The organism is Microbacterium sp. NPDC057944, assembly GCF_042887445.1.
In the GTDB taxonomy this organism is placed as follows: domain Bacteria; phylum Actinomycetota; class Actinomycetes; order Actinomycetales; family Microbacteriaceae; genus Microbacterium; species Microbacterium natoriense.
Map to the genome: position 1 here is coordinate 1,890,616 of NZ_JBHVPJ010000001.1, position 21,282 is coordinate 1,911,897.

The window sequence follows — 21,282 nt, forward strand, 5'->3', positions numbered from 1 at the left end:
CTCTTCCTCGCTCCGCTGGCGTCGACTTCATGTGCACTCGTCGACCGAACGAGAAATCCGCGTTGAGAAGTCGTGCACTCGTCGACATCACGTGCACTCGACGAGGGGAGGGAGGGAGGGAGGGAGGGAGGGAGGGAGGGAGGGGAGGGAGGGGATTTGGGGGAGGAGAGGGGGTGGGGTAGAGTGGGGGTAACCGAAGACCGCTGGTCATCGTCGTGCGCGTGAGTGCAAGACGGTCGAAGCTCTGCAATGCAGGGGCCCGCGCAGGTGTCACGAACTTCTCTGAGCTCCGTGCGCTTGCGCCGGAGCTCTTCTCATTTTCAGGGCACCGGGTGGTCGAGGCCGATGCTCCACCGTCGTGGAGCATCCCGAACACATCAAGGAGTGACCATGGCGCAGAAGGATGCATCGGTTGCCGAGCTCACGAAGTCATTCGAGAACTCGTCCGCCGTTCTGCTGACCGAGTACCGCGGTCTGACGGTTGCCCAGCTCAAGGAGCTGCGCAACAGCATCCGTCAGGACGCTGAGTACGCCGTGGTGAAGAACACGCTGACCAAGATCGCCGCCAACAAGGCTGGCATCACCGCGCTGGACGACGACCTCAAGGGTCCGTCGGCCGTCGCGTTCGTGCACGGTGACTTCGTCGCCACTGCCAAGGCTCTGCGTGACTTCGCCAAGGCCAACCCGCTTCTCGTGATCAAGTCCGGCATCTTCGAGGGCAACGCCCTGAACGCCGACGAGGTCAACAAGTACGCCTCGCTCGAGAGCCGTGAGGTTCTGCTGGCGAAGGCTGCGGGCATGATGAAGGCCACGATGGGCAAGGCTGCGGCCACCATCGATGCTCTTCGCGAAAAGCTGGAGACCGCAGAGGCCGCGTAAGCGACCGGCGATCTCGTTCAACAAAAACCATCTATCTAGGAGATACATCATGGCGAAGCTCACCACCGAAGAGCTGCTCGAGCAGTTCGCTGGCCTGACCCTCATCGAGCTCAACGACTTCGTGAAGGCGTTCGAGGAGAAGTTCGAGGTCACCGCTGCTGCTCCCGTCGCCGTCGCCGGCGCTGCGGGTGGCGCAGGCGCTGCCGAGGCTGAGGAAGAGAAGGACTCCTTCGACGTCATCCTCGAGGCCGCTGGCGACAAGAAGATCCAGGTCATCAAGACCGTCCGCGAGCTCACCTCGCTCGGCCTCGGCGAGGCCAAGGCTGTCGTCGACGGCGCTCCCAAGGCCGTGCTCGAGGGCGCGAACAAGGAGACCGCCGAGAAGGCCAAGGCTGCTCTCGAAGAGGCAGGCGCCACGGTTACCCTCAAGTAATCCGTCAGGGTCGGCGCTCGCGCTCCGACCCGATCGCGTCTCGACGCTTCAACGAAGGCCCCGGGTTCATCCCCGGGGCCTTCGTGCATGCCGGGGCCTTCGTGCGCGCCGACGCCGGTTCGTCGGCCGGGTTCAGGTGCGCGGCGCTGAGGTCGAGTTGCGCACCACGAGAGCGGATGCCGTCGCCACGCGCTCCAGCGGGCCCTCCGGATGCTCCATGCGGTCCCGCAACAGCCGCACGGCCTCATGGCCCTGTTCGCGCGGCGACTGGCGGATCGTCGTGAGGGTGAACATCGCGGCATGCTGGTGGTCGTCGATGCCGACGATGCTGAGCTCGGCGGGTACCGCGATGCCGAGTCGACGCGCGGCGATGGTCGCTCCGATGGCCGCCTCGTCGCACACGCCGACGATGGCGGTCGGGCGGCGGCGCCTGTCACCGAGGAGCTCGACGGCCGCCTCGTAGCCGCCCGGCATGGTCGGCGTCGACTCGGCGAAGCGTGCGGAGCCTGCAAGTCCAGCGGCCTGAAGGGCCTCGAGGTACCCCTCGACCCTCATCGCGTCGCCGAAGCTGAGGTCTGCGGCATCCGTCGATCCGCCGACGAATGCGATGTCGGAGTGGCCGAGCTCGATCAGATGCTCGGTCGCGATGCGCGCGGCGGCGACGTCGTCGATCGACACGGCGCTTGAGCCCTCGCTGTACGGGCCGACGCTGACCAGCGGACGCTCCGATCGCTGCAGCCGCTCCAGCTCGTGCGCGCTCGGCTGGATGCCGACGGCGATGATGCCGTCGAACCGGCGCTGGGGGAGCACGGTGTCGAAGAGCTGTTCGCGGGTCGTCGTGCTCTCGCGGATGCCGTAGAGCGCGAGCTCGTAGTCGAGCGCGAACAGTCCCTCCTGGATGCCGGCGAGCAGCTCGGAGAAGAACCACCGGTCGACCGGTGGCATGATGACGCCGACGGTCCGGGTGCGTCCGGTGGCGAGGCTGGTGGCAGACGAGTGCGCGACGTAGGAGAGCTCTCTCGCGGCATCCTGCACCTGCTGTCTCGTCGCGTCGGAGACGTAGCCGCGTCCGGTGAGCGCGCGGCTCGCCGTCGCCTTGGACACACCGGCGCGTGCGGCGACGTCCGCGATCGTGCTCATCCCCGGTCCTCCTCGACCTCGGCCTGCATCAGCATGCCGAGTGACAGCGTATCCGCTCGGGGGCCTGAAGGGAACCGGTTCCACACGACCGTCGAGGGAGCGCTCCCACGGAATCATCCCCTTCCGCAGGAAAGGTTGCGAGCTTGTGATAGTTCCCCATTGTGCCGGGAGGATCGCGGCCGGTAGGTTGGCCTGGAATCGGTTCCCGATCGCACCGTTGAGGGGCGCGATCGAGGTGGGGGCCAGTTACTCGAAGAGGAGAAACCACATGGGTCTGTCACAGCGTTCACGGCGGTTCGCACCGCTGGCACTACTGGGGGTCGCTGGTATCGCGCTCGCCGGGTGTGGGGCACCCGGAGCACCGAGTGGCGGAGGCGGCGGATCGAGCGACAGCAAGACCGTCACGATCTACGGAACGATCGTCGACGACGAGGCGAAGCTCCTCCAGCAGTCCTGGGCCGACTGGGCCAAGGAGAACGACATCACCATCAAGTACGAGGGAAGCCAGGACTTCGAGACGCAGCTCGGCACCCGCGCACAGGGCGGCAACCCGCCTGACATCGCGATTTTCCCGCAGCCCGGTCTGTTCGCCGATTTCGCGAGCCGCGACTACCTCAAGCCGGCTCCGAAGGACGTCGAGGACAACGCCAACAAGTACTGGACGAAGGACTGGGTCAAGTACGGCACGGTCGACGACACCTTCTACGGCGCGCCGCTCATGGCGAACGTCAAGGGCTGGATCTGGTACTCACCGGCGAAGTTCAAGGAGTGGGGCGTCGAGGTTCCCAAGACGCTCGACGAGCTGAACACGCTCACCGCATCCATCCAGTCGAAGACCGGCACCGCTCCGTGGTGCGCCGGCTTCGAGTCCGGCACGGCCACCGGCTGGCCGGGCACCGACTGGATCGAGGACTACGTGCTCCGCCAGTCGGGCGCCGACGTCTATGACAAGTGGGTCACCGGAGAGGTCCCCTTCACCGACCCCGCGATCAAGGGCGCGTTCGACTCCGTGGGGAAGATCCTGCTCGACCCGAACTACGTCAACGCCGGCTTCGGCGACGTGCGCTCGATCAACTCGACGGCGTTCGGCGATGTGGCTCCGAAGGTGGCGGACGGCTCGTGCGCTCTGACGCACCAGGCATCGTTCCTCTCGGGCTTCTACCCGAAGGGCACCGACATCTCGCCCGAGGGCGACGTGTGGGCGTTCATGCTCCCGGGTGAGACCGAGGGTGAGACCACGGTCACCGGTGGTGGCGAGATCGTCGGGGCGTTCAGCGACTCGGAGGCCACGCAGAAGGTGCTGGCGTACCTGTCCAGCCCGGAGTGGGCGAACAGCCGCGTCAGCCTCGGCGGCGTGACGAGCGCCAACAACGGCCTCGACCCGGAGAGCGCGAAGGACCCGATCCTGCAGGAGACCATCAAGATCCTCCAGGACAAGGACACCACGTTCCGCTTCGACGGCAGTGACCTGATGCCCGGCGCCGTCGGCGCCGGCACCTTCTGGAAGGGCATGGTCGCCTGGATCAACGGCGACTCGACCGATGCGGTCCTGACCCAGATCCAGACCGGCTGGCCCGCCAGCTGATCGGTGACGAGGGCCGCCCCGTCGGGGCGGCCCTCGTGCTCTCACAGGCCCGTGCACCGTCGCCCGGACCTGACATTCTGTTCTGCGTCATGAAGGGGAATCCGTGACCGCGAAAGATTTCTTCGGATGGATCGGCATGCTCCCGCCGATCCTGCAGGCTGTGGTCGTCGTCATCGCATTCGCGGTGGTCGTCGCCATCATCCTGCTGCTGGTGGACATAGCTCCACGCAAGGGAGCCCTCTACACCGGCGTGCGTCTGGCCATGTGCCTTCTCATCCCGCTCGCCGTGATGTGGTTCTTCCAGTCCTACTACTGGGCTATGGGCGTCGCCGTCGTCGTCGGCGCCGTGTTCTTCCTCCTCGACTTCCGTTCGCGTGACGGGGCGGGGTACCTGATTCAGCTGGTGGCGTTCATGGCGCCGGCGATGCTGCTGCTGCTCGTGGGACTCATCCTCCCCTCGATCCAGACGATGTACACGTCGTTCTGGAACTCGACGGGCAAGGAGTTCGTGGGCTTCACCAACTACATCTGGATCTTCACCCAGTCCGACGGCATCACTTCCGTGATCAACTCGATCATCTGGGTGCTGCTCGTGCCGACCGTGTCGACGCTCGTGGGCCTCGCCTACGCGGTGTTCATCGACCGCACCCGCGGCGAGAAGATCTACAAGGTGCTGGTGTTCATGCCGATGGCGATCTCGTTCGTCGGCGCCGGCATCATCTGGCGGTTCATGTACGAGTACCGCGGCGCTGAGTTCAAGCAGATCGGCCTCCTGAACCAGATCCTGGTCTGGTTCGGCGGAACTCCGCAGCAGTGGCTGCTGAACCAGCCGTGGAACAACCTGTTCCTCATCGTGGTGCTGATCTGGGTGCAGACCGGTTTCGCGATGGTCGTGCTCTCGGCATCCATCAAGGGCGTTCCGCAGGAGCTCCTCGAAGCCGCCGAGCTCGACGGCGCGAACGCCTGGCAGCGCTTCTGGTCGGTCACGGTCCCGTCGATCCGCCCCGCCCTGATCGTCGTGCTGACCACGATCTCGATCGCCTCGCTGAAGGTGTTCGACATCGTGCGCACCATGACGGCCGGAAACTACGGCACCTCGGTGCTCGCCAATGAGATGTACACGCAGTTCTCGAAGTTCGAGGCGGGTCGGAGCGCAGCGCTCTCGGTGATCCTGTTCCTCCTGGTGCTGCCGATCGTCATCTACAACGCACGCCAGATCAAGAAGCAGCGGGAGATCCGATGAGCGCCGTGACCACCGATTCTCAGAGCACCCGCGCGATCACGACCGGGGGCAGGCTGGAGGCCTCCGCCGGGCGCGCCCGCAAGCGGCTCTCGCGCCCCTGGGCGTCCATCGCCTCGATCATCATCGCGGTGCTGTGGACGATCCCGACGCTGGGGCTGTTCGTCTCCTCGTTCCGTCCGAAGGATCAGATCTCCTCGAGCGGATGGTGGGAGTTCTTCGCCAACCCGCAGGTGACGCTGGAGAACTACGTCGAGGTGCTGCAGTCGGGCACCACTCAGCTGACCATCGTCGAGTCGTTCGTGAACTCCATCGCGATCACGATCCCGGCGACGCTCATCCCGCTGATGATCGCCTCGATGGCGGCCTACGCGTTCGCGTGGATCGACTTCAAGGGACGCAACGCGCTGTTCATCTTCGTGTTCGCTCTGCAGATCGTGCCGATCCAGATGGCCCTGGTGCCGTTGCTCAGCTCGTTCTCTCGAGGGATCAACCTCTTCGGCGTGCAGATCACGACGCCGCTCGAGGCCTCCCAGGGTTACGCGCAGGTGTGGTTCGCGCACACGATGTTCGCGCTGCCGCTGGCGATCTACCTGCTGCACAACTTCATGTCGGAGATCCCCGGCGAGATCATCGAGGCCGCGCGCGTCGACGGCGCATCGCGCGGGCAGATCTTCTTCCGGGTGGTGCTGCCGCTGACGATGCCGGCGATCGCGTCGGTCGCGATCTTCCAGTTCCTCTGGGTGTGGAACGACCTGCTCGTGGCCCTCGTCTTCGCCGACGGGGCAGCGGCGCCGATCACGAAGCTGCTGGCCGAGATCACCGGAACGCGAGGAAACGACTGGTACCTGCTCACCGCGGGCGCCTTCGTGTCGATCATCGTTCCGCTGATCGTGTTCTTCTCGCTCCAGCGGTACTTCGTCCGCGGCCTGCTCGCGGGCTCGACGAAGGGCTGACCCGGACCGTAACGGTGGAGCTCGGGTGGCGAATGCGGACGTAGTCTGAACGACATGTCCGATCACGCATTCGCCACCCGAGCCATCCACGCAGGTCAGGCGCCGGACCCCACGACGGGTTCGATCATCCCTCCGATCCACCAGGCGTCCACCCACGTCCAGGACGGCATCGGCGGCTTCCGCGACGGCTACGAGTACAACCGTGCGGGCAACCCCACGCGCTCGGCCCTGGAGACCCAGCTCGCCGCGCTCGAAGGCGGCGCGCACGCGCTCTCCTTCGCATCGGGCCTCGCCGCGGAGGACGCGCTGCTGCGCGGCATCCTGAAGCCCGGCGATCACGTGCTGCTCGGCAACGACGTCTACGGCGGCACGTACCGCCTGCTCACCAAGGTGCTGGCGCCGTGGGGCATCGAGACCACGACCGTCGAGCTCTCCGACGCCGACGAGGTCACCGCGGCGATCCGTCCGGAGACGAAGATCGTCTGGGTCGAGACCCCGAGCAACCCGCTGCTCAAGATCGTCGACATCGCCGCGCTCGCCGGCATCGCCCACGACGCGGGGGCCGTCCTCGTCGTCGACAACACCTTCGCCTCACCGGCGCTGCAGCAGCCGCTGTCTCTCGGCGCCGACCTGATCGTGCACTCGACCACCAAGTACCTCGGCGGGCACTCCGACGTGCTCGGTGGCGCCGTCGTGTTCGCCGACGATCGCTTCTACGACCAGATCAAGTTCCAGCAGTTCGCGGTCGGAGCCGTGTCCGCGCCTCTGGACGCCTGGCTGACCAGCCGCGGCATCAAGACCCTCGCGGTGCGGGTGCGCCAGCATTCCGAGAACGCCCAGGCCGTCGCAGAGTGGGCGGCGTCCCGTCCCGAGTTCGAGACCGTGTACTACCCGGGTCTGGCGTCGCACCCGGGGCACGAGATCGCGGCCGCGCAGATGAGCGGATTCGGGGGGATGCTGTCGCTCGCCCTCTCCGCGGGTCCTGACGCGGCACGGGCGTTCGCGTCGTCCACCTCGGTCTTCCAGCTCGCCGAGTCGCTCGGGGGAGTGGAGTCGCTCATCAGCTACCCCTCCGACATGACGCACGCCTCCGTGCGCGGCACTGCTCTCGCGGTTCCGGAGAACGTCGTCCGCCTCTCGGTGGGCATCGAGGATGTCGCCGATCTGATCGCGGATCTGGAGCAGGCTCTGGAGAAGATCGCCCGCTGAGGCTCTTGGCGCGCGGGTCGTTCCGCGCGGCTTCCGGCTAAGGTTCGTCGGGACGCGGGGCTTCGAGGTCATCCTGCGTGGCCTGCACTCTCTGCAGGAACTCCCGGAACTCTCCGAAGCCTGACCCGAGCGCGTTCGCGAGCTCTTCCGGCGACTCGACCCAGACGGTGTCATCGGGTTCGGGGACATCGTCCTCGCTGTGCGTGCGTCCGACGACGATGTACAGAGGGTCGCCCTGGGGGTTGACGATCATCATCCTCCCGGCGGAGCAGAGACCGTAGATGAAGGCGCACTCGGATGCCGTCAGGGTGGCGTGATCGATCCCGCCGCTGACCGCATCCTCCTGGTCGAGCGGGTCGATGTGCAGATCGCTCCAGAATCCATCGAAGGCGAGCCGCTGGCCGGACGAGTCGACGATGGCACTGTTGCCGGCCTCCCCCTCCACGTGGAGATCTCTGGCGGTGAGGAACTCTTCGATCCCCGTGCGGTCAGCATCGACGACGTCACCGTCGCCGAGGTTGAAGAAGTGCAGAGAGAAGCCCATAGAGAGATCATGCCAACTCTCGGGGATGGAGGACCGACATCGGCTCGCCCGGGACCGACCCTCTGCGCCGGGCCGACAGGTTTCTCGGTGATGAACTCACGGCTGTCGAGCGGTAACATGGAGTCTCGTTGTCGAATCGATTCGACGGCATCCGCTCCTCTCGAAAGCCCTCTGTGTCTGACGCGCCCACGACCGACCCCGCCTCGAACGACCCCGAGCGCACCGCGACGGGGAGCATCCGCGTCCCCTCGGCGACCGGCGCGATCCGCACCCTGGGGGCCAACCCGGCGACCGCGCCGATCATGCTGCACCCCGGCGATTCGATCTCGAACGGCCGTCGCCTTCTCTACATCGTGCTCCTCGGCGCGCTCACCGCGCTCGGCCCGTTCACGATCGATCTGTACCTGCCCGCGTTCCCCGTGCTCGAGCGCGACTTCGACACCACGGCAGCGGCGATCCAGCTGACCCTCACGGGCACCATGATCGGCTTCGCCCTCGGACAGCTCGTCGTCGGCCCGCTCAGCGACAAGGTCGGCCGCAGAGTCCCGCTCATCGCCGTCACGGCGCTGCACGTGCTCGCCAGCGTCGGCGCCGCCTTCGCTCCCGATCTGCTCCTGCTCAGCGCCGCCCGCGTGCTCATGGGCGTGGGCGCCGCCGCCGGTGGCGTCGTCGCCATGGCGATCGTGCGCGACCTCTTCGGTGGACGTCGCCTCGTCGTCATGCTGTCGCGTTTGGCCCTGGTCTCGGGCGTCGCCCCGGTGATCGCCCCGCTGATCGGATCGTGGCTGCTCACGCTCATGCCCTGGCGCGGCATCTTCGGCGTCCTCGCCGTGTACGGGGTCGTGATGCTGGTCTCCACGATCTTCTTCATCCCCGAGACGCTCCCCGTGGCGCGTCGACAGGATCGCGGCGGCGCCACCGTGCTGCAGCGGTACCGCTCGGTGTTCAGCGATCGGGTGTTCATCGGCGTGCTGATCATCGGTGGCATGACGTTCTCCGGACTGTTCTCCTACCTCTCCGCCTCGCCCTTCCTCTTCCAGCAGACGCACGGGCTGGATGCGCAGCAGTACGGCCTCCTCTTCGCGGTGAACTCCCTCGGCGTCGTCGTGGGAGTCCAGGTCGCAGCACGACTCGCCGCCCGGTTCGGGCCGCAGTGGGTCATGGCGTACTCCACCGGCGTGCTGCTCATCGCGGGCATCGCGATCATCGTGACCGACCAGCTGGGCCTCGGTCTGTGGGGCACCGTCATCCCGCTGTTCGTCTTCATGACGGCCTGCGGCTTCACGTTCCCGAACGTGCAGGTCCTCGCGCTCGACCGCCACGGCAAGGCGGCGGGCACGGCGGCATCCGTCATCGGAGCCACCAACTTCGGCGTCGCCGGTCTCATCTCGCCGGTCGTCGGCTGGGTGTCGAAGGGCGCGGGGATCACCGCGACCACGATGGCCTCCGTCATGGTCGGGTGCGCGGCGATCGGCGTGATCGCGCTGTGGCTCATCGTGCGTCCGCGCACGGTCGAGATGCTCGCCCCCTGATCGCTAGCTACTCGGGGAGAATGGTCCGATGAGAAGACGGATGCTGCTGTGGTGGGGCCTCGGTCTGCTCGCCGCCGCCGTGCTGCTCGGAGCCGTGATCGTGTTCGGCTACTCCGAGCCGCCGGGATTCGACACGTGGTGGAACGACTTCGTCTCCGCGCACCGCGGAGAGGTGATGGTCGACTTCGCGATGGTGCTCAACGCCATCGGCGGGGGATGGATCGCGGTCCTCGCTGTACCGCTGCTCGCCGTGCTCGCGCTGCTGCTCGCTCGGCGATGGCGTGCCGCGGTGTTCGCGGCGCTGTGCTTCGCCGCCAGCGCCGGAGCCGTGCAGATCCTCAAGCACCTGTTCGGCCGGGCGCGACCCGACGACATGATCGCGGCGAGCGACTTCGGGTCATTCCCCTCCGGGCACACCGCCAACGCCGCGACGATCGCACTCGTCGTCTGGGTGCTGTTCCCGCGGGTGTGGACGGCGATCGCCGGAGCGGTCTGGATCGTCGCCATGGCGCTCTCCCGCACCTTCCTGTCGGTGCACTGGGCCACCGACACCCTCGGCGGCGCCCTCGTCGGAGCGGCGACCGTGCTGCTCCTCGCGGCATGGCTGCTGCCGTGGGCGCAAGGGCTGCGGCCCCCGCGCGAACCCGCGCCGATAGTCTGAAAACCCGACCCCGCTGAGGAGCACCCGTGTCTGTCATCCGTCCCTATCGCCCGAGCGACCGTGCAGCGATGTACGAGATCTGCCTCAGGACGGCGGATGCCGGCACCGACGCCACCGGCATCCTCTCCGACGACGCGCTCTGGGGCGACCTGTTCGCCGTCCCGTACGTCGAGCGGCACCCCGACCTCGCGTGGATCGTCGAGTCCGAAGACGGTCGAGCCATCGGGTACATCGTCGCGACCGACGACACCGACGCCTTCAATACCTGGTTCCGCGACGAGTGGTGGCCGGCTTTCCACGAGAAGCACCCGCGGCCCGACTCCGTCGTGACCCGTGAGGACCGCATGGTCGAGTACGGCTACGGCCGTGCCCCCGGCATCGACGCCAACGCCGCGGAGTACCCCGCCCATCTGCACATCGACCTGCTCCCGGAAACCCAGGGGCAGGGTCTCGGACGTGCGCTCATCGAGACGCTGTTCGCCGAGCTCCGCCGCCGCGGGGTGCGGGGACTGCACCTCGGCATGGACCCCGAGAACACCGGCGCCGCCGCGTTCTACGAGCGGCTGGGGATGACGGAGCTCCCTGCGGCGCCCGGCGGGAAGAGCTACGGAGTGCTGTTCGACTGAGACGCGGAGGGGTGCTTGCGGGCCGCTTCGCGAGGGTCGCTTAGCGCTCGGCGGTGACGGCGGGACTCCGCTCTTCGCTGCGCTCAGGGCTCCCCGAATCCCACAGCATCAGATAAACGTAAAACGGCCCCCGCTTCGCGAGGGCCGTTTTACGTTTGGCGGTGACGGCGGGATTCGAACCCGCGGTTGCTTGCACAACACACGCTTTCCAAGCGTGCTCCTTCGGCCGCTCGGACACGTCACCAGGGAACAACCTGAACAGTCTATCCGATTGGCCGGGTTCCCCGTGACACAGGCGAGAGGTCAGGCGGCCGGGACCTCATCGATCGAGAAGTAGACGGGGATGCCGCGCTCCCGGGCGATCCGCACATCGGTGTCCGCACCAGACGACTCTCCTGGCAGACGCAGCACCGCATCGCAGTGCTGCAGCAGGCGGGCGGCGACCTCGTACATGACGTCACCGCGCTCCGCCTCCTCGTCCGACAGGCCGCGCAGCACCGGCAGCGCCACCCACTCGCCGATCATCGGCACGTGGCCGAGACGATGGAGGGGAGCGGCCGACTCCTCCAGGCGTTCGAGGTTGCGCGCGATCGCATCCGGGTCTCCGCCCGTGCCGGAGCGATAGGGGCCGGCGATCAGGATCATCAGTGGATTCTTCATGTCGGACACTGTAGCGTTAACCGTGCAAGATCATGCAACAACAGGAAGAAGTGGGAATGCTGGGTGTGCAGCGCAAGGATCATCTCCTGACCGTCCTGCGGAAGGAGGGGAGGGTCGTAGCCAAGGAGGTGGCAGCCGACCTCGGCGTCTCCGAGGACTCGATCCGCCGCGATCTGCGCGAGCTGGCGGATGCCGGCGCCTGCATCCGCGTCTACGGCGGAGCGCTGCCCGTCCCCGAGGCTGACGCACCGGTGGCCCGGCGGCTCGCTGTCGCGTCGGAGAGCAAGGAGCGCGTCGCGCGCGCGGCCGTGGCGCTGATCCAGCCCGGCGCCACGGTGGTCCTGGATGCCGGGACGACGACGCTCGCGATGGCGAGGATGCTGCCGCACGGCGCCGACCTCACCGTGATCACCCCGAGTCCCGCCGTGGCGCTGACCGCGCTGGAGCATTCGGCCGCCCGCGTGCTCATGGTCGGAGGTGAACTCGATCGGCACTCCCTCGTCGCCACGGGAGGGTTCGCACTTGAGGCGATCGGGCGCCTGGGAGCGGACGCGTTCTTCCTCGGCGTGACCGGCATTCATCCGGATCACGGCTGCACGACCGGGCGCCTCGACGACGCCGTCACCAAGCGCGCGATCGCCTCTCGATGCGCCGACGTGTTCGTGCTGGCGAGCGAGGAGAAGATCGGCGCCGTCTCGCGCTTCCCCGTGCTGGGGCTCGATGAGATCACGAAGGTCATCGCGGATCCGCAGGATGGGAACCCGATCCTGCGTGAACTCGGGTGAGGGGCGGGATTCCCCTCTAAGTGCCGGTTAATCGACCACGTCCAAGTGCGTATAGTCCTCATATGAGGGGCTTCGACGGAGGATGCGGAGCCCCCTGAATCTGAGTCTCCGTGTTCACGCCCCGCGGAGAACGCACTGGGGGGAGCGTGGACATGACGTCTTCGACGACGAGCACGAATCACCGGACGGCGGCCGCCTTCGAGCAGTACGTCAGCGCCCGGCGATCAATCGTGGAGGGAACCGTCTTCTTCCTGGAAGCCGGCGCCCACCTCGACGAGGTCCGCCGGATCTGCACCGGATCCGACATCATCTTCGCGCCGGGCGCCGACATCGGCTCGGACGGTCACGAGGTCGGATACACCGGCTCCTTCCAGGAGACCGGTGATGAGATGCTGCTCGACGGACGACACGCCTTCGAGCTGCAGGACTACCTGGCGGCGCCCTTCATCTCGATCGTCGGGCTGACCGTCGTGCGGCAGAACTCGGCGGTCGGCCTCGACGCATTCCTGCAGGACGCCGACACGGCCAGAGCATCCGGTGTGTTCGTGGAGCAGCTCCTCAGCGGCGCGGTGCTCCTGGACTCGCGGGCGTCGTTCTCGGGGCACGACACCGGAGCGGAACTCGTGCGAGTGCACGTGACCGCCGCGGGAGAGTACCGCGACGGCCCGGACGGCGCGCTGCTCGGCGTCATCGGCGATCTGCGGGAAGAACTCGACGCGGCAGCCGCGGCGTCCGCAGGACCCGGCCGAGCTTTCGAGCGCATCGTCGCCAGGAGCGAGTTCGACGACGCGGTCGCATCCCGACCATGGCTCGGAAGGTACATCGCGGCGCTCGATCTGCTGCGGCAGTGGGACGGCGCGCATGCACACCCCGCGATCTCCGGCTTCGGTGGTCATCTCGTCAGGGCGCTCGACGACCGCCAACGTGCGGCGGCCGCGACGTCACCGGAGGCGCCGTTCCTGGTGACCGAGGTCGACGGCGACTGGGTCCTCGTCGAGCCGAGGACCCGTCGTCGCTTCCGGCTCGGAGCGGACGCCGCGCGCGGGGCCGAATGTCTCATCACGACCGGAGACGAGGCGCTCGCCGCCGAGATGCTCGCCGAGGATGCCGGCAGCTCGCCCGCGTCGGCCGGCGCCGCCGTCTCCGAGATCAGGGCACGATTCGCCGACGCGGGCGTCGATCTCCTCTCCTTCTCCGGTGCGGTGTCATGACGGGCGATGCACGGCACGCGGTCTGGCAGAGCCTGACGGCCCGCCGCGCCTGGGACGACCCGTCCGCGAAGGCGACCGGCGCTGAGGGCGTCCGCGTCCACGGCGCCGACGGCGTGGCGCGACTGTGCGCCACGAGCGGCCTGTGGAACGTGCCGCTCGGCTACGGGAACGCCGCCGTGGCGGACCGTGTCGCCGAGGCGCTGCGCTCGGCGTCCTATCTCTCGCTCTTCCGGTCGTCCCACACGTACGCCGAGGAAGCCGCGGAAGCACTGATCGACATCACGGGACCCGAGAGATTCGCGCGCGTGCTGTTCTCGACATCGGGGTCCGCAGCCAACGATCTGACCATGAAACTGGTCCGCCAGGCGGCCGCGCTGAGGGGGAGCCCCGAACGCGCCATCGTCGTCGGTCTGCACGGGGGATACCACGGGCTGACGTACGGTGCGCTGAGTCTCAGCGGCGACCCCCTCGGCCAGGCGGTGTACTCGGCCGATCGCAGAGGCGTTCGACACGTGTCCGCGGTCGACGGGGGCGCGCAGCTCCGCCAGCTGTTCGCCAGGGAAGGGGAGCGGATCGCCGCGCTCGTGCTCGAGCCGCTTCTCGGTTCGGGGGCGTTCCCGCTCGACGACGACTTCCTGGCAGCGGTGGCGGAGATCCGTGCGAGCCATGACATCGCCCTCGTCGCCGATGAGGTGGCCACCGGTTTCGCCCGGTCCGGACCCCTCTTCGCCTCCTCGCGATGGCCGGTGGCTCCCGACGTCATGGTGCTCTCGAAGGCGCTGACGAACGGAGCAGCCGCAGCATCCGCCGTCCTCGTGTCCGCGGAGATCTGCGACCTCTTCGACCGTCCCGACGCGGTCTTCGTGCACGGCGAGACCCAGGCGGGAACCCCGGCATCCTGCGCCGCCATCCTCGCGACCCTCTCCGAGTTCGTGAGGATGGACGCCGCCGCGCTCGCCGGCCGTCTCGCAGCCCGACTGGATGGCGCCCTCGCGCGGATCAGCGACCATCCCGATGTCACGGGCGTCCGAGGCGCCGGGTGCTTCCGAGCCATCGTCCTCTCCCGTGACGGGGAGCCGCTGAGCGGCGAGGAGGTGTCCGGTGTCGTCACAGCCGTCCGGCGTGCGGGCGCTCTCGTGCAGCCGGGGCCGAGCTGCATCCAACTGATCCCCGCATACGTCTACGAGCGTGCGGAGCTCGATGCGCTGGAGACCGCCGTGCTCCACGGCATCGACGAGGCCGCCGCGTGAGGGGCATCGTCGAATCTTCCGACAGGGTGCGGGTGACCGCCGGAGCCGGCGCCACGGCGGCGGCCTTCACGCGCTTTCCGCGCGGAGACCGCCCGCTGGTCATCCGCGATGCCGCGGTCTCCCATGAAGGTCTCGCTCTGCCGCGCGATGCGATCGATGTCCCTCTGGAGGCTGCCGCCGTCGACTCCGCCATGATCGGGACCCTCGTGGCCGCGGGGAGGGGCGCGACGTCGATCGTCTCGCTGGGCGGAGGGTCGGTCATGGACGCCGCGAAGATCGTGCGGATGCTGCTCGTGACTCCGCAGTTGACCGGCCCGCTGCAGAGCCTCGCGCGGCGGAGCGGCCTGGTGCGGGTGCCGGAGCTGCTCGTGCGGAGGGGACCGGATCTGCCGCTGCTGCTGATCTCGACGACTTTCGGCACGGGCACGGAGACGAGCAGGGTCGCCTGCCTCGCGACGTCGTGGGGACGACGGTTGCTCTCCGGCTCGCGATTGCAGGCCGATGGCGCGGTCCTCGATCCCGTGCACACCGCGACGCTTCCGCGGATGCTGCAGGGCGAGGGACTGATGGAGGTGATCCTCCGCGTGCTGGGACCGGCGGTCGGGAGCGCTCCGAGTCTCGCGGCCGATCACGACGCGCGCGGCATCGTGATGGCCGCGACGGGGCTCGCCGAGCAGCTGCGGACAGGACGCCTCTCCCCGGAGCAGCGTCTGTTCGCCTCCCAGCTGAGCGCCGCCACGCATCGCTCCTGGGCGCTCGTCGGCCGGCGCACGTACGCGGCTGCGCACTGGTATCTCGCGAACGAGCTCTCCTGGGAGACGGGGACGCGCAAGATCCCGGCGACGCTCGCGATCCTGCCGGCGATCTGGCGGCGCATCGCCGACGGCGACACGCGCTGGGGGTCGCAGGAGCGGCTGGCTATGGTCTGGGCGTGGATCCGTGAGGCGGTGCCGGGGCTCCCGGAGGACGCCGATGACGGCCTGATCGCCCTCCGAACGAGGTGGGGCCTGCAGGTGATTCCCGCCCCGGCACCGGCGGTCCTCGATGTCGTCGTGGAGCGATGCCTCGCCTCCTGGGGCGCGCCGCTGCCTGCGCTCGGACGCCTCGACCGCGACGCCGTCGCGAGCATCTTCGCAGAGTCCTTCGACGGCTCTGCGATTCGCCCGAGACAGGGAGAGGAGGTGATGGGGAGATGACGAACGACATGGATCTGCTGATCGAGGAGCTTCCGACGATGGACGCGCCCTCCGAGTGGTCCGACTTCGTGAACGGAGTCGGCATGGGGATCGCGATCGTCGTGATCGCCGCCGGCCTCACGTAGCCGTCGGCCGCCCGATTCGACCACCGGAAGGAGGTGAATGCACATGGAGATCTCGAACGAGCTGCGCTTCGAAGAGCTGGAGTCGATGGACTCGCCCGATTTCTGGACCTGGTACGCCGCGGTCAAGATCGGCGTCGTCCTCGGCCTGATCGGCCTCGCCGCCACCTGAGTCCTCTCGAACGACACCCTCGAAGGAGGTGAGCACATGGACCTGAGTTTCGAAGAGATCGAGACGATGGACGCGCCCGAGCCCTGGTACATCATCGTCGGCGACATCGTCATCCTCATCGGCGCGGTCGTCGCCATCACCTGATGAGCATCACCTGAAGAAAGAAGTCGAGGGCGTAGCGGGTGACACACCCGCTCGACACGGAGAACCGTGCATCCGCTATGCCCCCGACCTCGCATCCAGCATCCCACGCCAGAAAGAAGGCCGCCATGACCACACAGGGCCTGAACCGCGCCGCGGCGCGGCTCCTCGCGGTGATCGACCCCGACGCCGTCGTCTCCGACATCTACAGCGAGCGCGGGTCGGAGGTCTATGACGCGATGATCCGCGGCGACGACAGCGAGATCCGCGAGATCCTGCGGATCGCGCGACGCAGCACCGGACGCGTCCTCGAACTGGCCTGCGGATCGGGGCGACTCAGCCTCCCGCTGGCGCGGCTGGGGCGGGAGACGGTGGCTCTCGACACCTCGCCCCGGATGCTCGCCCTCCTCGAGGAGAAGGCGAACCGGGCCGGGCTCCCTGCACTGCGTCCGGTGCTCGGCGACATGAGCGACTTCCGGATCGACGGGGAATTCGGGCTGATCGTGCTCGCGACGACCTCGATCTCGCTGCTGTCCGCCGCCGAACGACGGACGCTGTACGACTCTGTCCGCGCGCACCTCGCCCCCGACGGCCTCTTCGTCGTCTCCGCCCACGTGGCCCGGCCGCGTGACGACGACAACGAGGCGCTCGTCGTGTCCACCGGAGACTCGGAGGTGGTGTTCCTCAGCGACGAGGTGGATGCCGCGGCCGGAGTGCGCGACGTGGGAGTCGTCCATCTTCGCCGCGAGGGCGGGGTGCTCCGGGCGGAGGCCTTCTCCTCACGGGTCGCGTTGATCGACGCCGGACAGCTCGAGGCGGAACTCCGGGAGGCGGGGTTCGTCGTCCGTGACACGCATCCGGTGCGCTTCTCCGAGGGAGCCCGCCGCATCGCGATGATCGAGTGCTCGCTGTGACCTCCGTCCTGCCTCCGCTGCCCCTGACCGCCACGCCGAGGCTCGCGCCGGGGATCACGGTCGACGATCCGCTCGCCGACGCCGGGCAGTGGATCATCGCGCGCGACGGGGCGCCGGCCGTGCGCGTGTCGGAGCCGGTCGCCGTGGTCGCGCGGCGGTTCACGGGAGACCGGAGCATCGCCGAGATCGCCGCCGCACTCGGCGACCCGTGGACCGCCGACGATGTCGGCCTGATCGCTCGGCGTCTCGACGGGGCTGGACTGCTCGCCGCAGACGCCCACACCGGCGGATCGCGCGGCCGCCCCCCGCGTCGGCGCGGTCGACGTCTGCAGTTTCGACCGCCGCTGACGCTGCAGTGGAGCGTCGGCGACCCGTCGGCGCTCTTCGCCGCGCTGCGTCCGCTGACGCGCGCCGTCGCGGGTGCGCCCGGCGTCGTCATCGGCGCTGTGGTCGTCGTCGCCGGGGTGGTCGCGACGGCACTCGGCTGGTCCGACGTCGTCGCGGTTCTGGAGAGCCCGCTCCCGCTCTCGGTGATCGCGTGGCTCGGGCTGGCGATCATGCTGACGACGATCGTGCACGAACTCGGGCACGGTGCGACGCTCAGCGCATTCGGCGGAAGCCCGCGACGCATCGGCATCATGCTGTTCTATCTCGCTCCCGCCTTCTTCTGCGACGTCACCGACGGCTGGCGTCTGTCGCGCCGCCGTCAGCGGGTCCTCGTCGCTCTCGCCGGGCCCGCGGTGCATCTCGTGTGCGCGGCGGCGAGCATCGTGGCCTCGCGTTTCGTGGTCGACGACTCCCTGCACGCCGGACTCGTCCTGTACGCGCTGTCGTGCCTGGCGATCGCGGCCCTCAACCTGCTTCCCTTCGTTCAGCTCGACGGCTACCTCGCGCTCATGTCCGCTCTGGACTGGCCGCATCTGCGCAGAGACGCGATGACGGCCGCCGGGCACTCGCTCCTCGGGCTCCTCGGAGGCGCGGCACGCTCCACGGGTGCGGCCGATTCTCGTCCCGAGCCCGACGGCCTCCATCGCGCTGGGCGGCATCGCGGCCTGCTCATCGCCTACGGCATCCTGTGCCGGCTCTTCCCCGTCGGGCTCGTCGGGTTCGTGCTCTACCGGTACGCCACGTCGGTCGCGGGTCTCGGGACGGTGCCGGCGCTCTGCTACCTCGCCACACTCGGTCTGGTCGCCGTCGTCTTCTTCCGGGCGCTCCTGCGCCGGGCGAAGGCGCTCGCCGCGTCCGCGCCGAACCCGTGGCGGGTAGCCGCGGCTGCCGTCGCCACGAGCGCCCTGATCGCCGCCGTGCTCATGATCCCGGTGTCGTCGGCCCGCACCGTCGGCTTCGTCAGCGAGGGCGGCGAGGTGCGGCTCGTCGCGTCCGCGGGGGAGACGCTCCCGGAGGCAGGGACCCCCGTGGTTCTCGAGAGCAGCGGAATTCTCATCCAGAGGCGTCTCGGAACCGCGGTGGTCGGTGACGGGGAGCCCCACCGGGGCGAGATCGACCTCGCCGCGCTCGTGCCGGTGACCCCGTCGACCCTCAGGACGGATGGCGTCCAGGTCGCCCTGTCCGACGTCCGGAGCGAGACCCTTCCGCGCTTCGGAAGGGCCCGCGTCGACGGCGATTCTCGATCGCTCGGCGCCTGGTTGTGGCGGACGTTCCTCGACGTCCCCCTCGCCGCGCTCGGATCGGAGGCGCGCGCATGACGGCCGAACCGCACACGTCAGCTCCGGAGAACGAACTGCGGAGGATGCTGCACTCGGCCCTGGAGAGGGAGCTCGGCGCTCTCGGCGTCGAAGCGAGCGGGGTGCCCGTCTTCGGGTGGCGCGACCGATCCCTCGGGGCCGCCGTGTCGCGGGGCGGGGAGGCGCTGTGGCTCCGACTCGTCTGGTCGAGGACGGAGTGGGCCCGCGGATCCTGGTGGACGGGCAATCAGGACGCCGGTGCGATCAGTGGCGTTCGTAAGCCGAGGGTGCTCGAGGTCCGCGAGCAGACCGACGGTCCTCTCACGGTGCGCGCCGAGCTGATGACGCTCGTTCCCGGGCGCCCGGCTCAGTCGACCCCGGACCTCCGCGCGGCTCCATCGCTCGACGAGGCGTGGTGGAACGCGCTCGCGGGCGGCCTCGATGCGCTCTCCGTGGCGCCGACCGTGCGGAGGGCCGTCGACCCCGACGGCATCCGCCGCCGCATCGCGGTGTTCTTCGGCCTCGACGTCGACACGGACGTCGGCGACTGGCGGGCGGCCCACGGCGACCTGCACTGGAACAACCTGCACGTGGAGCCGTTCGCGATGGTCGACTGGGAGGCGTGGGGGCTGGCGCCGCGCGGCTACGATGCCGCCTTCCTGCTCTGCCATTCCCTTGCGCAGCCCGACGTCGTCGCGCAGATCGCCCGGCGTTTCGCGGACGACCTCGACTCCGAGGACGGCGTCGTCTCCCAGCTCTACGTCCTGACCAAGCTGCTCACGAGGGCGGATGGCGGAGAGCATCCCCACCTCGTGGCCCCGATCCACCGGCACGTCGATCGTCTGATCGGTCGTGCCACACGCACCCGCCCCCTATCGAGAGGAGAAGGCTCATGACAGCGGTCATCAGCTTCGACGGATTCACCAAGAGCTACGGAGGGGATGCCGTCGTCAGAGACCTCAGCTTCACGGTCGAGTCCGGAGCGATCGTGGGCCTGCTCGGCCCGAACGGCGCAGGCAAGAGCACGGCGATGCGCGGTCTCGTCGGCCTGCTGCATCCGACGGCGGGTTCCGCCACGCTCTTCGGAGCCCCCTTCGCGGCCATGACGAACCCCGCGCGCCGGGTCGGCGTGCACATGGACGGCCTCGGATTCGAGACCGGGATCACCGCCCGCCGGCACCTCGACATCTACCGTCTCGCCGCGGGCATGCCGCGGACCCGTGTGGACGAGGTGCTCGCGCAGGTCGATCTCACCGCCCACGCCGGCAAGAGGGTGAAGCGGTTCTCCACCGGCATGCGGCAGCGGCTCGGCCTGGCGACCGCGCTGATCGGGAACCCGGAGCTCCTCGTGCTCGATGAGCCGGCGAACGGGCTCGACCCCGGCGGCATCCGGTGGCTGCGCGGATTCCTGCGGTCCTTCGCGGAGAAGGGCGGCACCGTCCTCATCTCCAGCCACCAGCTCGCCGAGCTGGAGCAGACGGTCGACGAGGTCGTCGTGATGCGCGGGCGCAAGCTGTTCGACGGTCCGCTGGAGGCGCTGACGGCCGATGGGGCGACGACTCTCGAAGAGGGGTACTTCGGGCTCATCGGCGGCGCCGAGGGAGGGAACGTCCATGTCTGACTTCCTCCGGAGCGAGCTGCTGCGCGGCGTCAGCGGGCTCGCGATGCTCGGGATCTTCTCCTTCACGCTCCTCATCCCTGCGCTGATGGTCACGGTCGGCCCGTCGCTGGACGGACTGACCGATCTCGATGACGGGAACGCGACGCGGATCGTGTTCGGCCTGTTCGCCGCGATCGGCATCACGGCGATGTACCTCGGCAGCTATTCGGTGTCGCGGGAGTACTACTACCACTCCATGTCGCGATCGCTCGTCATCGGATCCATCCGGCGGGTGCTCCTCGCGAAGCTCCTCGCCAGTGCGATCACCGCCGTGGTCCTGTGCCTCGTCGGGGCGGCGATCTGGGCGGCGGCGTCTGCGGTCCTGCTCTCTTCCGTGGGGCGGAGCCTGCAGATCGACCGGGCGTTCTGGGGGATCGTCGGCGGGTCGGTGTTCGCGGCGATCTTCGGCAGTGTGATCGGGGTGTCCCTGGGCTGGGTCATCAAGGGCTACTACGCGGTGTCCGCGATCGTCCTGCTCGTGCCGATCATGATCGAGCTCCCGCTGCTGTTCAACGTGCCCGCCGTCGAGAGGTACCTTCCGGTCGGCGCCTTCGCGGGCGTCACCGGTGCACCGGTCGACGGGCTGCTGCCGTGGTGGGGGAGCGCGCTCGTGCTGCTCGGCTGGAGCGCCGTCACCGTCGTGCTCGCGGTCGGTGCGGTGCGGCGGCGAGAGCATTGAGC

24 protein-coding genes and 1 tRNA gene are annotated in these 21,282 nt (G+C 68.6%); 21 read left to right on the plus strand and 4 right to left on the minus strand.

The window, feature by feature from the left end; all coding sequences use genetic code 11:
• Positions 1-390: 390 nt before the first annotated feature.
• Entirely contained in the window at positions 391-879 is a 489-nt protein-coding gene (rplJ, locus tag ACFVRO_RS08595) for a 50S ribosomal protein L10 (protein WP_105674161.1), read from the plus strand.
• A gap of 49 nt (positions 880-928) precedes the next feature.
• Complete coding sequence (gene rplL, locus ACFVRO_RS08600; protein WP_105674159.1) at positions 929-1,312, plus strand: 50S ribosomal protein L7/L12; 384 nt, start codon at positions 929-931, stop codon at positions 1,310-1,312.
• Positions 1,313-1,444: 132 nt separating this feature from the next.
• Here the strand turns inward: rplL and ACFVRO_RS08605 are convergent, their stop codons facing one another.
• Positions 1,445-2,452: a LacI family DNA-binding transcriptional regulator gene (locus ACFVRO_RS08605; protein WP_386951324.1), complete on the minus strand. Its 1,008-nt coding sequence runs from the start codon at positions 2,450-2,452 to the stop codon at positions 1,445-1,447.
• A 268-nt stretch (positions 2,453-2,720) separates the two neighbouring features.
• On the opposite strand from ACFVRO_RS08605, the gene ACFVRO_RS08610 reads away from it, so the two are divergent.
• The 4 genes from ACFVRO_RS08610 (at position 2,721) to ACFVRO_RS08625 (ending at position 7,442) form a co-directional block, all read left to right on the plus strand.
• Positions 2,721-4,037, plus strand: coding sequence for an ABC transporter substrate-binding protein (locus tag ACFVRO_RS08610; protein ID WP_386951327.1), 1,317 nt, complete (start codon positions 2,721-2,723; stop codon positions 4,035-4,037).
• A gap of 103 nt (positions 4,038-4,140) precedes the next feature.
• Positions 4,141-5,280: a carbohydrate ABC transporter permease gene (locus tag ACFVRO_RS08615; RefSeq protein WP_386951330.1), complete on the plus strand. Its 1,140-nt coding sequence runs from the start codon at positions 4,141-4,143 to the stop codon at positions 5,278-5,280.
• Complete coding sequence (locus ACFVRO_RS08620) at positions 5,277-6,233, plus strand: carbohydrate ABC transporter permease (protein ID WP_386951333.1); 957 nt, start codon at positions 5,277-5,279, stop codon at positions 6,231-6,233. Before ACFVRO_RS08615 ends, ACFVRO_RS08620 begins: the two co-directional genes overlap by 4 nt.
• Before the next feature lie 54 nt (positions 6,234-6,287).
• Positions 6,288-7,442 carry a cystathionine gamma-synthase gene (locus ACFVRO_RS08625; protein ID WP_386951336.1) on the plus strand — a complete coding sequence of 385 codons (1,155 nt, stop codon included), beginning with the start codon at positions 6,288-6,290 and terminating at the stop codon, positions 7,440-7,442.
• 37 nt (positions 7,443-7,479) lie between these two features.
• On the opposite strand, the gene ACFVRO_RS08630 is transcribed toward ACFVRO_RS08625, so the two are convergent.
• On the minus strand, positions 7,480-7,986 hold the full coding sequence (locus ACFVRO_RS08630; protein ID WP_386951339.1) for a hypothetical protein: 507 nt from the start codon (positions 7,984-7,986) through the stop codon (positions 7,480-7,482).
• Positions 7,987-8,159: 173 nt separating this feature from the next.
• Here ACFVRO_RS08630 and ACFVRO_RS08635 point away from each other — a divergent pair, with 173 nt between their 5' ends.
• The 3 genes from ACFVRO_RS08635 to ACFVRO_RS08645 are packed head-to-tail and all read left to right on the plus strand — an operon-like array spanning position 8,160 to position 10,805.
• On the plus strand, positions 8,160-9,518 hold the full coding sequence (locus tag ACFVRO_RS08635; RefSeq protein WP_386951342.1) for a multidrug effflux MFS transporter: 1,359 nt from the start codon (positions 8,160-8,162) through the stop codon (positions 9,516-9,518).
• A gap of 28 nt (positions 9,519-9,546) precedes the next feature.
• Positions 9,547-10,179: a phosphatase PAP2 family protein gene (locus ACFVRO_RS08640; RefSeq protein WP_386951345.1), complete on the plus strand. Its 633-nt coding sequence runs from the start codon at positions 9,547-9,549 to the stop codon at positions 10,177-10,179.
• A 26-nt stretch (positions 10,180-10,205) separates the two neighbouring features.
• A complete protein-coding gene (locus ACFVRO_RS08645; RefSeq protein ID WP_341941477.1) occupies positions 10,206-10,805 on the plus strand; it encodes a GNAT family N-acetyltransferase in 600 nt (199 codons plus the stop codon).
• A gap of 156 nt (positions 10,806-10,961) precedes the next feature.
• On the opposite strand, the gene ACFVRO_RS08650 is transcribed toward ACFVRO_RS08645, so the two are convergent.
• Positions 10,962-11,049 (minus strand) — tRNA-Ser (locus ACFVRO_RS08650).
• Positions 11,050-11,108: 59 nt separating this feature from the next.
• Positions 11,109-11,465, minus strand: coding sequence for a DUF4406 domain-containing protein (locus ACFVRO_RS08655; protein ID WP_386951348.1), 357 nt, complete (start codon positions 11,463-11,465; stop codon positions 11,109-11,111).
• Between the two features lie 56 nt (positions 11,466-11,521).
• Between ACFVRO_RS08655 and ACFVRO_RS08660 the strand changes: the two genes are divergently transcribed.
• The 12 genes from ACFVRO_RS08660 to ACFVRO_RS08715 all read left to right on the plus strand — a co-directional run bounded on the left by ACFVRO_RS08660 (position 11,522) and on the right by ACFVRO_RS08715 (position 21,280).
• Positions 11,522-12,250, plus strand: coding sequence for a DeoR/GlpR family DNA-binding transcription regulator (locus tag ACFVRO_RS08660; protein ID WP_386951350.1), 729 nt, complete (start codon positions 11,522-11,524; stop codon positions 12,248-12,250).
• Positions 12,251-12,402: 152 nt separating this feature from the next.
• Positions 12,403-13,461 carry a daptide biosynthesis RiPP recognition protein gene (mpaB, locus tag ACFVRO_RS08665; protein WP_386951353.1) on the plus strand — a complete coding sequence of 353 codons (1,059 nt, stop codon included), beginning with the start codon at positions 12,403-12,405 and terminating at the stop codon, positions 13,459-13,461.
• Positions 13,458-14,711 carry a daptide-type RiPP biosynthesis aminotransferase gene (gene mpaD, locus ACFVRO_RS08670; RefSeq protein ID WP_386951355.1) on the plus strand — a complete coding sequence of 418 codons (1,254 nt, stop codon included), beginning with the start codon at positions 13,458-13,460 and terminating at the stop codon, positions 14,709-14,711. Before mpaB ends, mpaD begins: the two co-directional genes overlap by 4 nt.
• A 32-nt stretch (positions 14,712-14,743) precedes the next feature.
• A complete protein-coding gene (locus ACFVRO_RS08675) occupies positions 14,744-15,907 on the plus strand; it encodes an iron-containing alcohol dehydrogenase (protein WP_386951357.1) in 1,164 nt (387 codons plus the stop codon).
• Positions 15,904-16,032: a daptide-type RiPP gene (locus ACFVRO_RS08680; RefSeq protein ID WP_258132544.1), complete on the plus strand. Its 129-nt coding sequence runs from the start codon at positions 15,904-15,906 to the stop codon at positions 16,030-16,032. The genes ACFVRO_RS08675 and ACFVRO_RS08680 overlap by 4 nt, the downstream gene beginning before the upstream one ends.
• A 43-nt stretch (positions 16,033-16,075) precedes the next feature.
• The gene (locus ACFVRO_RS08685) at positions 16,076-16,201 is read left to right on the plus strand and encodes a daptide-type RiPP (RefSeq protein WP_258132543.1); all 126 of its coding nucleotides are present in this window, start codon (positions 16,076-16,078) and stop codon (positions 16,199-16,201) included.
• Positions 16,202-16,237: 36 nt separating this feature from the next.
• On the plus strand, positions 16,238-16,345 hold the full coding sequence (locus ACFVRO_RS08690) for a daptide-type RiPP (RefSeq protein ID WP_308116174.1): 108 nt from the start codon (positions 16,238-16,240) through the stop codon (positions 16,343-16,345).
• Positions 16,346-16,470: 125 nt separating this feature from the next.
• Entirely contained in the window at positions 16,471-17,256 is a 786-nt protein-coding gene (mpaM, locus tag ACFVRO_RS08695; protein ID WP_386951360.1) for a daptide-type RiPP biosynthesis methyltransferase, read from the plus strand.
• A complete protein-coding gene (gene mpaP, locus ACFVRO_RS08700) occupies positions 17,253-18,962 on the plus strand; it encodes a daptide biosynthesis intramembrane metalloprotease (protein WP_386951367.1) in 1,710 nt (569 codons plus the stop codon). Before mpaM ends, mpaP begins: the two co-directional genes overlap by 4 nt.
• Complete coding sequence (locus ACFVRO_RS08705; RefSeq protein WP_386951370.1) at positions 18,959-19,837, plus strand: hypothetical protein; 879 nt, start codon at positions 18,959-18,961, stop codon at positions 19,835-19,837. Before mpaP ends, ACFVRO_RS08705 begins: the two co-directional genes overlap by 4 nt.
• Entirely contained in the window at positions 19,834-20,562 is a 729-nt protein-coding gene (locus tag ACFVRO_RS08710; RefSeq protein ID WP_386951373.1) for an ABC transporter ATP-binding protein, read from the plus strand. Before ACFVRO_RS08705 ends, ACFVRO_RS08710 begins: the two co-directional genes overlap by 4 nt.
• Complete coding sequence (locus tag ACFVRO_RS08715; protein ID WP_386951376.1) at positions 20,555-21,280, plus strand: hypothetical protein; 726 nt, start codon at positions 20,555-20,557, stop codon at positions 21,278-21,280. The genes ACFVRO_RS08710 and ACFVRO_RS08715 overlap by 8 nt, the downstream gene beginning before the upstream one ends.
• Positions 21,281-21,282 lie beyond the last annotated feature (2 nt).

Coding starts and splice junctions, on each gene's coding strand:
- rplJ (WP_105674161.1), top strand. CDS start 391: ATGGCGCAGAAGGATGCATCGGTTGCCGAGCTCACGAAGTCATTCGAG.
- ACFVRO_RS08625 (WP_386951336.1), top strand. CDS start 6,288: ATGTCCGATCACGCATTCGCCACCCGAGCCATCCACGCAGGTCAGGCG.
- ACFVRO_RS08690 (WP_308116174.1), top strand. CDS start 16,238: ATGGACCTGAGTTTCGAAGAGATCGAGACGATGGACGCGCCCGAGCCC.
- mpaB (WP_386951353.1), top strand. CDS start 12,403: ATGACGTCTTCGACGACGAGCACGAATCACCGGACGGCGGCCGCCTTC.
- ACFVRO_RS08610 (WP_386951327.1), top strand. CDS start 2,721: ATGGGTCTGTCACAGCGTTCACGGCGGTTCGCACCGCTGGCACTACTG.
- ACFVRO_RS08655 (WP_386951348.1), bottom strand. CDS start 11,465: ATGAAGAATCCACTGATGATCCTGATCGCCGGCCCCTATCGCTCCGGC.
- rplL (WP_105674159.1), top strand. CDS start 929: ATGGCGAAGCTCACCACCGAAGAGCTGCTCGAGCAGTTCGCTGGCCTG.
- ACFVRO_RS08620 (WP_386951333.1), top strand. CDS start 5,277: ATGAGCGCCGTGACCACCGATTCTCAGAGCACCCGCGCGATCACGACC.
- mpaM (WP_386951360.1), top strand. CDS start 16,471: ATGACCACACAGGGCCTGAACCGCGCCGCGGCGCGGCTCCTCGCGGTG.
- ACFVRO_RS08685 (WP_258132543.1), top strand. CDS start 16,076: ATGGAGATCTCGAACGAGCTGCGCTTCGAAGAGCTGGAGTCGATGGAC.
- mpaD (WP_386951355.1), top strand. CDS start 13,458: ATGACGGGCGATGCACGGCACGCGGTCTGGCAGAGCCTGACGGCCCGC.
- ACFVRO_RS08640 (WP_386951345.1), top strand. CDS start 9,547: ATGAGAAGACGGATGCTGCTGTGGTGGGGCCTCGGTCTGCTCGCCGCC.
- ACFVRO_RS08605 (WP_386951324.1), bottom strand. CDS start 2,452: ATGAGCACGATCGCGGACGTCGCCGCACGCGCCGGTGTGTCCAAGGCG.
- ACFVRO_RS08710 (WP_386951373.1), top strand. CDS start 19,834: ATGACAGCGGTCATCAGCTTCGACGGATTCACCAAGAGCTACGGAGGG.
- ACFVRO_RS08715 (WP_386951376.1), top strand. CDS start 20,555: ATGTCTGACTTCCTCCGGAGCGAGCTGCTGCGCGGCGTCAGCGGGCTC.
- ACFVRO_RS08660 (WP_386951350.1), top strand. CDS start 11,522: ATGCTGGGTGTGCAGCGCAAGGATCATCTCCTGACCGTCCTGCGGAAG.
- ACFVRO_RS08705 (WP_386951370.1), top strand. CDS start 18,959: ATGACGGCCGAACCGCACACGTCAGCTCCGGAGAACGAACTGCGGAGG.
- ACFVRO_RS08630 (WP_386951339.1), bottom strand. CDS start 7,986: ATGGGCTTCTCTCTGCACTTCTTCAACCTCGGCGACGGTGACGTCGTC.
- ACFVRO_RS08680 (WP_258132544.1), top strand. CDS start 15,904: ATGACGAACGACATGGATCTGCTGATCGAGGAGCTTCCGACGATGGAC.